We start from the raw sequence: 12,869 nt of genomic DNA on the forward strand, positions 1-12,869 counted from the left end.
CACTGTGAACAGTGGCTTTAATTTTTTTAAATGCTTTTATACAAACTGCAAGAATAACCAGTACAAACCACCTGACAAACAGATTGTTGCAGGAAGAGTAAATACCCATGCAGATAAAATTGTTTTAACTGTATTAAAGTTTAAACCTGATTTATTCGCAACCATCGTACCCGCAACAGCACTGTTTAAAACATGCGTTGTTGAAACCGGCATACCTAAACCATCAGCAGCTGCAATTGTACTCATTGCAACAAGTTCAGCAGACATCCCTTGACCATAAGTCATGTGATGCTTACCAATACGCTCACCTACAGTCACAACGATACGTTTCCAACCAACCATTGTGCCTAGGCCAAGTGCTAAAGCAACAGCTACTTTTACCCAAGTCGGAATGTATTGTAAGAATGAATCTAAGCTACTACGATATTCTTTCACAAGTTTTTCTTGTGATTGATCCATTTTTGGTAAAGCATCCGCTTTATCCAAACGCTTAAACGTCGTGGTGCTTAAATACATATCATTACGAATTTCACTAATTGCAGCTTCAGGAATATCTTTTAAGTTGTTATAGCTAGAAACTCGCTCACCCAAGTGGTCAGTCATACTTGCCAATGCAGGCACGACTTCTGGAGTTTGCTGTTTAGTTTGAATATATTTAGTCAGAATAACACGTGCTTTTTCATCAGTTAATTCTGGCTGATTTTGCTTCAACAATACGGCAGTTTGAGAAGAAAGCTGATGAAATGATTGAACTTGTTGTGTATCAAGATTTTTATTTAATGAATAAGCCAATGGCACCAGACCAACCAAAATCAGCATGATGAGTCCCATACCCTTTTGACCGTCATTAGAACCATGTGCAAAACTTACACCTGTACAGGTAAAGATCAAAATTGCACGAATGATTGCTGGTGGTGGTTTATTACCTTCCGGTGGTTGGAATAATTCTACTTGGCGTTTAAAAATAGTTTTAACCAACAAGAATACAATCGCTGCAAAAGCGAAACCAATTAAAGGTGAAAATAATAATGCTTTACCGACTTTAATCACCTGATCCATATCAACACCACTGGTCGTTACGCCAGTCGATGCACTCAATAGATGGTTCATAATGCCCACACCCAAGATTGAACCAATCAAAGTATGAGAGCTAGACGCAGGAATTCCTAAGAACCATGTACCAAGATTCCAAAGAATTGCAGCGAGCAACAATGCAAAAACCATTGCGAAACCTGCACCGCTACCCATATTCATGATCAGTTCAACAGGCAGCAATGCAATAATGCCGTAAGCGACTGCGCCGCTTGCAACCATTACCCCAAGGAAATTACAAAAACCAGCCCACATGACTGCAACTGGTGCTGGTAAAGCATTGGTGTAAATCACTGTTGCCACTGCATTTGCAGTATCGTGGAAGCCATTTACAAACTCAAAGCCTAAAGCAATCAAGAGTGCAGTTGATAAAAGAATAACTGAATAAAGACTCAAAGGTGGTACATGCGCTAAATCCGCACTCACCTGAAATCCAATATAAATAAGTGTTGCAACAATAATCGTCAGAAACACCGGCATAAAAAATTTAGGTGTCGGGACATGTACATTCGTCGATTTGACTTGCAGGTTTGCCGCAAGTTTTGAATCCGAAACAGGGGGTAGATTAGAATTCATGCAGACGGTAAGAGGATAAAAAAATCCTCTGTATTCTTAAATTAAATTATGACAATTATATGACAAAGCGGCGCCTGATGAAGTCAATTTTTCACATTTTGACCTCATTTGATGCACCTTTCCTCTATGATTTTTATTTTTTTATTTAAATACAATAATTTACATAAATCCCCACCCATCTATTTTATGACGATTTTTGAAGCAAAAATATCTAAAAAATTACCTGAACGACTACTTTTTAAACACCACAACTGTCATAAAACCGAATATTGGAGATGAAATATTTCAATATCATGATCATTTTATGAATATTTGATGAAAAAACAGTCTTCATTTGTCATAAAAGCCGTTTTTTAATGAATCTATTACAGTGAATGATGGATCGTTATAGGTCATCAATTGCGCAACTATTCTGTTACAATAGCGCCGCATTTTTAAATTCATATAAAAGATCGGGGTTTTCTATGTCTACGCTTGCCACCCTAAAAGCGCTTCTTGCTAAACGCATTCTGATTATTGATGGTGCAATGGGAACTATGATCCAGCGCCATAAATTGGAAGAAGCTGACTACCGTGGTGAGCGTTTTGCCGATTGGGCACATGACTTAAAAGGTAACAATGACCTTCTAGTTCTGACACAACCTCAAATCATTCAAGGTATTCATGAAGCTTATCTTGATGCTGGTGCAGACATTATTGAAACCAACAGCTTTAACGGCACACGTGTTTCTATGTCGGATTACCACATGGAAGATCTTGTTCCAGAGATTAACCGTGAAGCAGCACGTTTGGCCAAAGCAGCGTGTGAGAAGTATTCGACTCCAGATAAACCGCGTTTTGTTGCAGGCGTGCTTGGGCCAACATCACGTACTTGTTCAATTTCACCTAATGTAAATGACCCTGCCTTTCGTAACATTACCTTTGATGAGCTAAAAGAAAACTATATTGAAGCGACTCATGCGCTGATTGAAGGCGGTGCAGATATCATTTTGATTGAAACCGTATTTGACACATTAAACTGTAAAGCTGCGATTTTTGCGGTTAAAGAAGTCTTTAAACAAATTGGTCGCGAATTACCAATTATGATTTCAGGGACCATTACCGATGCATCGGGTCGTACCTTAACAGGTCAAACTGCAGAAGCATTCTGGAACTCTGTACGTCATGGTGACTTACTATCGATTGGTTTTAACTGTGCGCTTGGTGCAGATGCAATGCGCCCTCACGTAAAAACTATTTCCGATGTAGCAGATACCTTTGTTTCAGCGCACCCAAATGCGGGCTTACCAAACGCTTTTGGTGAATATGATGAAACACCAGAGCAAACTGCAGCATTCTTAAAAGAATTTGCAGAAAGTGGCTTAATTAATATTACTGGTGGTTGCTGTGGTACAACACCTGATCATATCCGTGCGATTGCCAATGCGGTAAAAGATATTTCCCCTCGTCAAGTTCCTGAAACTGTACCTGCATGCCGTTTGAGTGGTTTAGAACCATTTAATATTTATGATGACTCATTGTTCGTTAACGTGGGTGAACGTACTAACGTTACAGGTTCGAAAAAATTCTTACGCTTAATCCGTGAAGAAAACTTTGCTGAAGCTTTAGAAGTTGCACAGCAACAAGTGGAAGCTGGCGCACAGATTATCGACATTAATATGGATGAAGGGATGCTCGATTCGCAAAATGCGATGGTGCATTTCTTAAACCTTGTGGCTTCTGAGCCAGATATTTCACGTGTGCCAATCATGATCGACTCATCAAAATGGGAAATCATTGAAGCTGGCTTAAAATGTGTACAAGGTAAACCTGTAGTTAACTCGATTTCTTTAAAAGAAGGTTATGACGAGTTTGTAGAAAAAGCTCGCCTGTGCCGTCAATATGGCGCTGCGATTATTGTCATGGCATTTGACGAAACAGGTCAGGCCGACACTGCTGCACGTAAGCGTGAAATCTGTAAACGCTCATATGACATTTTGGTTAACGATGTAGGCTTCCCTGCTGAAGATATTATTTTTGACCCGAACGTGTTTGCAGTAGCAACTGGTATTGAAGAGCACAATAACTATGGCGTCGATTTTATTGAGGCCACAGGTTGGATTAAACAGAACTTACCTCATGCCATGATTTCTGGTGGTGTATCGAACGTTTCATTCTCATTCCGTGGTAACGAGCCCGTTCGTGAAGCGATTCATTCTGTGTTCTTATACCATGCGATCAAGCAAGGCATGACCATGGGTATTGTGAATGCCGGCCAAATGGCAATTTATGATGATATTCCAGCCGAGCTAAAAGAAGCAGTTGAAGATGTCATCTTAAACCAAAACCAAGGTGAGTCTGGTCAGGCTGCAACCGAGAAACTACTTGAAGTGGCGGAAAAATACCGCGGACAAGGCGGTGCTACCAAAGAAGCCGAGAACCTTGAATGGCGTAATGAATCTGTAGAAAAACGTCTTGAATACGCTTTAGTTAAAGGTATTACCACTTACATTGATGAAGATACCGAAGAAGCTCGCCTCAAAGCCAAACGTCCTTTAGATGTAATCGAAGGCGCTTTGATGGACGGGATGAACGTGGTTGGTGACTTGTTCGGGTCAGGCAAAATGTTCTTACCACAAGTTGTAAAATCTGCCCGAGTCATGAAACAAGCAGTGGCTTGGCTCAACCCGTACATTGAAGCTGAAAAAACAGGTAGCCAATCTAAAGGTAAAGTCCTGATGGCAACTGTTAAAGGTGACGTACACGATATTGGTAAGAATATTGTAGGTGTTGTACTTGGCTGTAATGGTTACGACATTGTTGACCTTGGCGTGATGGTCCCTTGTGAGAAAATCCTGCAAACTGCAATTGATGAAAAATGTGACATCATCGGCTTGTCAGGTCTGATTACCCCATCTTTAGATGAGATGGTCTTTGTTGCGAAAGAAATGCAACGCAAAGGCTTTAACATTCCTTTATTGATTGGTGGCGCGACTACTTCTAAAGCACACACAGCAGTAAAAATTGATCCTCAGTACCAAAACGATGCTGTGATTTATGTGGCTGATGCTTCACGTGCTGTGGGTGTTGCAACGACCCTGCTTTCTAAAGAAATGCGTGGAAACTTTATTGCAGAACACCGTGCTGAATATGCCAAGATTCGCGAGCGCTTAGCTAACAAACAACCAAAAGCTGCAAAATTGACCTATGCTGAGTCAGTTGAAAACGGTTTTAAAATTGACGAAAGCTATGTACCACCAAAACCAAATCTTTTGGGAACACAAGTCCTCACTAACTACCCTCTTGCAACGCTTGTAGAGTATTTTGACTGGACACCATTCTTCATTTCTTGGAGCTTGGCAGGTAAATTCCCGAAAATTTTAGAAGATGAAGTGGTTGGTGAAGCTGCAACAGATTTGTACAACCAAGCTCAAGCAATGTTGAAAGATATTATCGACAACAACCGTTTTGATGCTCGTGCTGTATTCGGTATGTTCCCTGCACAGCGCACTGACGCAGACACAGTGAGTGTATTTGATGAAGCTGGTCAAAATGTTACGCATACTTTTGAGCACTTACGTCAGCAATCTGACAAAGTGACAGGTAAACCAAACTTGTCTTTGGCAGATTACATTCGTAAGGACCGTGAGCAACAAGACTACTTAGGCGGATTCACTGTATCTATTTTTGGTGCAGAAGAACTGGCAAATGAATACAAAGCTAAAGGTGATGACTACTCTGCAATTTTAGTTCAATCACTGGCTGACCGTTTTGCTGAAGCTTTTGCAGAACACTTGCATGAACGCATTCGTAAAGAGTTCTGGGGTTATAAAGCTGACGAACAGCTCAGCAATGAAGAACTGATTAAAGAGAAATATGTCGGTATTCGCCCTGCACCGGGTTACCCTGCTTGCCCAGAACACTCTGAAAAAGCGGTGTTGTTCGACTGGTTAGATTCGACCGACAAAATCGGTACTAAACTGACTGAACACTTTGCAATGATGCCACCATCTTCGGTGAGTGGTTTTTATTATTCTCATCCACAAAGTGAATACTTTAACGTGGGTAAAATCTCTCAAGACCAACTTGAAGATTACGCAAAACGTAAAGGTTGGACACTTGATGAAGCGAAGCGTTGGTTAGCTCCGAATTTAGATGATTCGATTGCTTAAGTTCATATAAATAAACCTGATTAAAAAATAGGGCGTGAAGGAAATCCATCACGCCCTTTTCAATTTGAAAATTTAATCTTTTTACTTCAAATGTGCCTTAATCTTCTCTTTAACTGCTTCAGTTGAAATACCATAGCGATCATGCAAAGTGGGCAATGCCCCTGCATCTAAAAATGCATCTGGCAAACCAATCATGTCAAAACGAGGATGTTGCCCATTTTTTAGAAGTAGTGAGCCAACTGCTTCGCCTAACCCACCAATCACTGAATGATTTTCGGCAGTTAAAACAGGTCGGCCACCTTTTGCGACTTCATCTAAAATAGTTTGTTCATCTAGAGGCTTAATGGTCGGTACATGTAGCACTGAAACCTCAATGCCCTCTTTTTCAAGTTCTTCGGCTGCCTCAAGCGCACGCATGGTCAATAAACCAGTGGAAATAATGAGTAAATCTTTACCCGGTTTAATCACCTGTGCCTTACCCAATTTAAACTGATAGTTGTATTTATCGAGCACTAACGGAACCTGACCGCGTAATAAACGCATATATACCGGGCCATTATGCGCAGCAATCTGAGGAATCGCCTGTTCAATTTCTAAAGCGTCACATGGATCGATGACCATCAAGTTTGGCATAGCACGGAAAATTGCAATATCATCCGTTGCCTGATGACTTGGGCCATAACCCGTGGTTAGCCCTGGAAGTGCTGCCACAATTTTAACATTCAGGTTATCTTCTGCAATTGCCATACAAATAAAGTCATAGGCGCGGCGTGATGCAAACACGGCATAGGTCGTCGCAAAGGGAACAAACCCTTCACGGGCGAGTCCTGCTGCTGCGCTCATCAAAAGTTGTTCTGCCATGCCCATTTGGAAAAACTTGTCGGGGTTTTCTTTGGCAAAAATATGTAGGTCTGTATATTTTGATAAATCTGCTGACAAACCTACGATATCGTCACGCTCTTTTGCCAAGGCATTCAGCGCATGTCCAAATGGTGCTGGTTTGGTCGGTTGACCCTCAGCAGCAATAGAAGCAATCATTGCCGAAGTGGTTAGTTTTTTCTTAGGAGGATTAGCTAACTGGCTCATGGTGTACTCCTTACTGTCCGTAGTGGGTCAAAATATTTAAAGCGTCGTCCCATTCATGTTCATCAACACGAATGAAGTGTGTTTTTTCGCGGCTTTCCAAGAACGACACGCCTTTACCCATTTTGGTGTCACAAATAATGACGCGTGGGCATACTCCTTTGTGGTTTCGTGCTTGATCGAATGCCTCAAGTAAAGCTTCCATGTTGTTGCCATCTACGCGTTGGGTGTACCATCCAAATGACTGCCAACGATCAACAATCGGCTCAAACGCTAAAATTTCGCTGGAGTGTCCATCTGCCTGCTGATTATTCACATCAATGATGGCAATCAAGTTATCTAGTTTCCAATGCGAAGCAGACATCACTGCCTCCCATGTTGAGCCTTCATTTAGCTCTCCATCGGACAGTAAGTTATAAACAAAAGCATCCGACTTTTTCTGTTTCAGACCTAGACATGCACCAACTGCAATTCCAAGACCATGACCCAATGAGCCACCGGTAATTTCCATACCCGGTGTGTAAGAAGCCATACCCGACATCGGTAGACGACTGTCATCTGCACCGTAGGTTTCAAGCTCTTCAAGCGGGATAATTTTTGCTTCGATTAAGGCTGCATAGAGTGCAATTGCATAGTGTCCAATAGAAAGATAAAAACGGTCACGGCCTTCCCATTCAGGGTTTCCTGGCTGATATTTCATGGCATGGAAATAAGATACTGCGAGCAAATCTGCTGCACCCAAGGCTTGTCCAACATAGCCTTGGCCTTGTACTTGCCCCATACGTAAAGCATGTTGGCGAATGTGGTAGGCACGTTGTTGCAACTCGGCAATTTGGCCTGCTTTATCAACATTTAACATTGTCATTTACTATTCCTTATTAACGATTGACCAGTTTTGCCGGAACACGCAGAACCAGACTGGCACCGAAAATTAATACTGCTGTGATTAAGAACATGCCGATTGCATTTGAACCTGTGTTGGTGGTGACCCAACCGATTAAATAAGGTGAGCAAAATCCTGCAAGATTGGCGAAGCTATTCACTGCTGCAATACCTGCCGCTGCGGAAACACCACCCAAAAAGTTGGTCGGTAACATCCAGAATAAAGAGGATGCCGTCAGCACACCTGAGGCTGCGATGCAAAGGCAAATTAAAGAGAGTGTTAGATTTGAAGCGAATAAAGTCGCAAATGTGAGTGCTATAGCGCCTGCACACATCGGAATAATTAAGTGCCAGCGGCGTTCTTGGAAATGGTCACCGCTACGCCCTGCCAAAATCATGACCACAATGGCACACATATAAGGCAGGCTTGTGAGCAAACCGATATGCCAGTTATCACTAATGCCCGAGTTACGAATGAGAGTTGGTAGCCAAAATGTAATGGCGTATTGCCCCATCACGACACAAAAGTAAATACCTGCCAGTAGCCATAAGCGTTTATCTGCGATGAACTCTTTGACGCTAGCATGACCTTCTTTGTGCTGGTTATCTTGAGCAAGCTCTTGCTTCACCAAGTTCTTTTCGTCTTGGGTTAACCAGTTGGCGTCTTGAACTGAATCTTTTAAAACAGCAAGTACAAGCAGGCCAACAATCACTGTGGGAATGGCTTCAATTACAAACATCCATTGCCAGCCAAACCAACCATGTACACCGCTCATTCGGTCCATGATTAAGCCTGAAAGTGGTCCACCAATCATTCCTGAAATTGGAATCGCGATAAACCAAAGAACTGTCATGCGTGCGCGGCGATAAGACGGGAACCAATAAGTAAGGTAGAGCAACAAGCCCGGAGCTAGTCCAGCTTCGGCGACACCCAATAGAAAACGTAAGGTGTAAAATTGCCATTCGGTTTGAACAAACGCAAAACAGCCTGACAAGATGCCCCATGTAATCATGATTCGGGCAATCCAACGCCGTGCACCTACTTTGTGAAGTACAATGTTACTTGGTACTTCACATAGGAAATAACCAATAAAGAAAATCCCTGCGCCTAGACCATATACAGCTTCACTAAACTGTAAATCGCTCATCATTTGGAGCTTGGCGAAACCCACGTTTACTCGATCTAAATAGGCACAAAAATAACAAAGCATTAAAAATGGCATGAGCCGAAATGCAATTTTTCGATAGGCAGATTTACGAACCGCCGTATCTACTTCAGATGAAAATACTGTATCCATCATGCGAATCCCTTTACATTTGGCCACAGTATCCTCTTGTGACCATCATTCTATTTTTAGTTTTGAAATAGTGAGCGATTAATGAATCAGCATGCCACCATTTACATCGAGTGTGACACCAGTTAAGTAAGCTGACAGATCACTTGCCAAAAATAATGCTGCATTTGCAACATCTTGCGCTTTACCTAAGCGGCCGAGAGGAATACCTGCCAAAATGTCATGACGACGGTCATCATTCATTAAACCGCCAGTAATATCAGTCTGGATTAGACCGGGAGTAAGAGAATTTATACGGATCTGATCGCCACCAAACTCACGAGCCATCGCTTTTGCCAGACCTAACACACCTGCTTTCGCAGCGCTATAGTGTGGCCCGCCAAAAATACCACCACCGCGCTGCGCTGAAACTGAAGATAGGCATACAATGCTTCCACCACCATTTGCCTTCATGGATGGAATAACAGCTTGCGACATAATCAATGTTCCGCGTAGGCTAACATCTAAAATGCGGTCATAGTCATTGCGCTGGATTTCGAGTGTTTTAACTGGCTGAGTAATACCAGCATTGTTAATTAAAATATCAATCTTGCCATAGTGCTGTAATGCTTGTTCAACAGCTACTCTGACCTGTTCTTCGTTCGCAACGTTTGCAGCAAGGCCTAAATGTCCTTCACCAAGCGCCTTTGCAGCGTTTTGGCTTTGAGCAAGATCTAAATCAACAATAATGACTTTGGCACCCTGTTGTGCAAAGATTTCGGCGGTTGCTCGCCCAATTCCACGTTCTGATGCTGCACCGGTAATTAATGCCACTTTTCCTTGTAGTAACATGTTCAATCCTCTTTTACGCTTTATTTCCTGAGTTCTGACTTAGAATCTCTTTTTTCACAAAGCCCAGCAATCATGTCGAATTCAACAAGGCATGAAAAAAATTCATGCCTATGCTATTTTCAAATAAGTTTTAGGGATAAAAACGGATCATTTCATGGATAGTAGTGAAAACAATTTCAACCACATGCCCTCAATTAAAACATTACAGGCTTTTGAACAAACCGCCCGTTTCGGCAATGTTGCCAAGGCAGCCGAGCATTTGAATCTCACCCCTTCAGCAGTAAGTCATCAAATTGCTAAGCTTGAAGAAATGATTGGGCAGAGTTTATTTATTCGTGGTGCCCGTGGTGTGACGCTTACCCCTTCTGGCGAGCGCTATTTTCAAGATGTCACCACCATTTTGCATAATCTAATGTTAGCCACTGAAAAAGCTGCCGATAAAAGCCCTAAAGACAGTTTATATATTCATTCATCCCCAAGTTTTGGTTTGCTTTGGTTGCTCCCTCGCCTCGAGTCATTTAAAGAAAAGTTCCCAATGATTCAGGTCAATCTTTCGTGTTCCTATGAAAACTTGCACTTTACCCGCGATAAGATCGACATTGATATTCGTCATGGATTACCCAACTGGACAGGCGTAGAAATCAGAACGATTCGTAATGAAAAGCTAGAAGTGCTTGCATCTCCTAAGCTACTTGAACGTAGTCCGGTACAAAAGCCTCAAGATTTATTAAAGAAAGAACTGATTTTATCGCGCTCGACCTTAGTCACTTGGCCCCAATGGTTTGCCCATCAGGGTTTAAGCATTCCTGAGTTTCCCTATACTTTGAGTTTTGACCGCTCTTATATGTCACTTGAAGCAGCCACACATGGACTAGGTTTTGTTTTGGAAAGTAATTTACTCACTCAAAATTACTTAGAATCTGGAAAATTAGTTAGAGTTTTTGCAAATGAACTATCGATTCCTATCTCGGCTCATCATTTGGTATATCCACGAACCCACCAATTTATTCCTAAAATTGAGCTGTTTTTAAACTGGATTCATGATGAGTTAGCGGATTGAGAAAGTAATTATTAAATGATTTGAATTTCCTCAACTCTTAAGTGATGCATCATCTCTCGAACAAATACAAAGTAGGTAAAAATATAAAGCTGATCTGGAGCTACTTGGTTTGTGTAGTAGCTCAAACGTTCAATAAAACTATTAAAACCATGCTCAAGCTCAGTACGGCTGATTTGCTTTTTAGCATAAAAAAATAACTGACTCAGTTGTGTCATAACAGCATCAGACGTAACAGCTAAACCACTTATATTTAAATTTCTGAGGGGCTGAGACTCTATGATTTCTTCAATGAAATAAATCATCTTTTCAATCGCAAGCTCATCAATAACACCATTGCTAATACTTTTCGAATCAACAAAACCCAAGCCCTGTTCAAGTCGAATATGTTGGTTGTTTATGTCAAATAACAAACCATTAAGACCAAGTGAGAATTTTAAAACCGAGTCGGGATGAATCATAAAAATAGCTTACCGTTGAGTTTTGCTCATAAGATTAATTTCTTTATAACCTTAAATTGTGCAAGTTTGTTCAATATTTAGAGTTAATGGCACTAAGCATCATTAACACTATCTATAATAAAAACCTCTTTAAAAAGATGAAAAATCAATCTTATATTCATCCAGTCTTACGATTAAAAAATAGAGTATAAACATGAAAAAAATAGTAATTTTAGGTATTACGATTTATAGCTTTGCACAACTTACCAATGCAGCCACATTAAATGTAAAACCATATGGTACGACTCAAGACGGTCAAAAAGTTGATTTATACACCATGAGCAATAACAAAGGAGTCTCGGTATCTTTTATTAGCTTCGGTGGCGTAATTACACAGATTTTGACTCCCGATGCACAAGGCAAACAAAATAATATTGTTTTGGGCTTTGATGATCTAAAAGGTTATGAAGTCACTGATACCAAGGAAGGCATTCATTTTGGCGGATTAATTGGTCGTTATGCGAACCGTATTGGCAATGCTAAATTTAACTTAGATGGAAAAACGTATAACCTTGAAAAAAATAATGGGCCGAATTCATTACATAGCGGTAATCCCGGTTTTGATAAACGTGTTTGGCAAGTTAAGCCCCTCGTTTCTAAAGGTGAAACCGTTAAAGCTTCTCTTAAGTTAACCAGTCCAAATGGTGATCAAGGTTTTCCCGGAAAATTAGATGTAGAAGTGATCTACAGTCTTTCAGATCAAAATGAATTCCAGATCGAATATAAAGCCAAAACTGATCAACCGACAGTCGTCAATCTCACCAACCACAGTTATTTCAACTTATCAGGCGCTGGCAATAACCCTTATGGCGTGCTAGATCATGTGGTACAACTCAATGCAGACCGTATATTAGTAACCGATCAAAACTCTTTACCCACAGGTGAAATAGCTTCGGTTGCAGGTACACCTTTTGATTTTCGGACGCCTAAGGCTATTGTGAAAGATATTCGAGCGAATAATCAGCAATTGGCCTATGGATATGGCTATGACCAAACTTGGGTAATTAATCAAAAGTCTCAAGGGAAACTCAATCTTGCAGCTATTGTGGTTGACCCAAAATCTAAACGAACCATGCAGGTTTTAACCACTGAACCAAGCGTTCAAATGTATACAGCCAATCATTTACTCGGAAATGTTACTGGTGCAAATGGCGTACTCTATCGACAAGCAGATGCGCTAGCATTAGAAACACAGCATTTTCCAGATAGCCCGAATCAATCAGCTTTCCCTTCTACACGTTTAAACCCAAATCAAACTTATAACAGTGTCACCGTATTTAAGTTTGGTGTTCAAAAATAATCTTTTCAATGAGGCTATGTTCATATTAAAAAGACTCTCAGCTAAATATGGCTGAGAGTCTTTTCATTTATTTAACTTTTGTATTCATAAAATACCGAATAT

General features: G+C 41.0%; 9 protein-coding genes. 3 read left to right on the top strand and 6 right to left on the bottom strand.

Translation table 11 applies throughout. The annotated features are described in order from the left end of the window. Window positions 1-36: 36 nt before the first annotated feature. Entirely contained in the window at window positions 37-1,668 is a 1,632-nt protein-coding gene (locus RMB06_RS17670; RefSeq protein WP_161281807.1) for an inorganic phosphate transporter, read from the bottom strand. Window positions 1,669-2,132: 464 nt separating this feature from the next. Between RMB06_RS17670 and metH the strand changes: the two genes are divergently transcribed. Continuing rightward, window positions 2,133-5,819 (top strand): methionine synthase, encoded by a 3,687-nt coding sequence (gene metH / locus RMB06_RS17675; RefSeq protein WP_311080606.1) that lies wholly within the window; start codon window positions 2,133-2,135, stop codon window positions 5,817-5,819. 81 nt (window positions 5,820-5,900) lie between these two features. On the opposite strand, the gene RMB06_RS17680 is transcribed toward metH, so the two are convergent. The 4 genes from RMB06_RS17680 to RMB06_RS17695 all read right to left on the bottom strand — a co-directional run bounded on the left by RMB06_RS17680 (window position 5,901) and on the right by RMB06_RS17695 (window position 9,910). Next, on the bottom strand, window positions 5,901-6,905 hold the full coding sequence (locus RMB06_RS17680; protein ID WP_032038364.1) for a transketolase family protein: 1,005 nt from the start codon (window positions 6,903-6,905) through the stop codon (window positions 5,901-5,903). A 10-nt stretch (window positions 6,906-6,915) separates the two neighbouring features. Beyond that, window positions 6,916-7,761: a transketolase gene (locus RMB06_RS17685; protein ID WP_311080752.1), complete on the bottom strand. Its 846-nt coding sequence runs from the start codon at window positions 7,759-7,761 to the stop codon at window positions 6,916-6,918. A gap of 19 nt (window positions 7,762-7,780) precedes the next feature. After that, on the bottom strand, window positions 7,781-9,082 hold the full coding sequence (locus tag RMB06_RS17690; RefSeq protein ID WP_000381867.1) for an MFS transporter: 1,302 nt from the start codon (window positions 9,080-9,082) through the stop codon (window positions 7,781-7,783). Between the two features lie 78 nt (window positions 9,083-9,160). Beyond that, window positions 9,161-9,910 carry an SDR family NAD(P)-dependent oxidoreductase gene (locus RMB06_RS17695; protein WP_069141010.1) on the bottom strand — a complete coding sequence of 250 codons (750 nt, stop codon included), beginning with the start codon at window positions 9,908-9,910 and terminating at the stop codon, window positions 9,161-9,163. A 184-nt stretch (window positions 9,911-10,094) separates the two neighbouring features. Between RMB06_RS17695 and RMB06_RS17700 the strand changes: the two genes are divergently transcribed. After that, on the top strand, window positions 10,095-10,970 hold the full coding sequence (locus tag RMB06_RS17700) for a LysR substrate-binding domain-containing protein (RefSeq protein WP_227063873.1): 876 nt from the start codon (window positions 10,095-10,097) through the stop codon (window positions 10,968-10,970). 11 nt (window positions 10,971-10,981) lie between these two features. Here RMB06_RS17700 and RMB06_RS17705 read toward each other — a convergent pair whose 3' ends face one another. Continuing rightward, window positions 10,982-11,428, bottom strand: coding sequence for a hypothetical protein (locus RMB06_RS17705; RefSeq protein WP_227061780.1), 447 nt, complete (start codon window positions 11,426-11,428; stop codon window positions 10,982-10,984). Between the two features lie 193 nt (window positions 11,429-11,621). Here RMB06_RS17705 and RMB06_RS17710 point away from each other — a divergent pair, with 193 nt between their 5' ends. Beyond that, the gene (locus RMB06_RS17710) at window positions 11,622-12,767 is read left to right on the top strand and encodes an aldose epimerase family protein (RefSeq protein WP_311080607.1); all 1,146 of its coding nucleotides are present in this window, start codon (window positions 11,622-11,624) and stop codon (window positions 12,765-12,767) included. Window positions 12,768-12,869 lie beyond the last annotated feature (102 nt).

Origin of the sequence: Acinetobacter sp. V104_13 (genome assembly GCF_031798995.1) — a bacterium.
GTDB classification, from domain to species: domain Bacteria; phylum Pseudomonadota; class Gammaproteobacteria; order Pseudomonadales; family Moraxellaceae; genus Acinetobacter; species Acinetobacter pittii.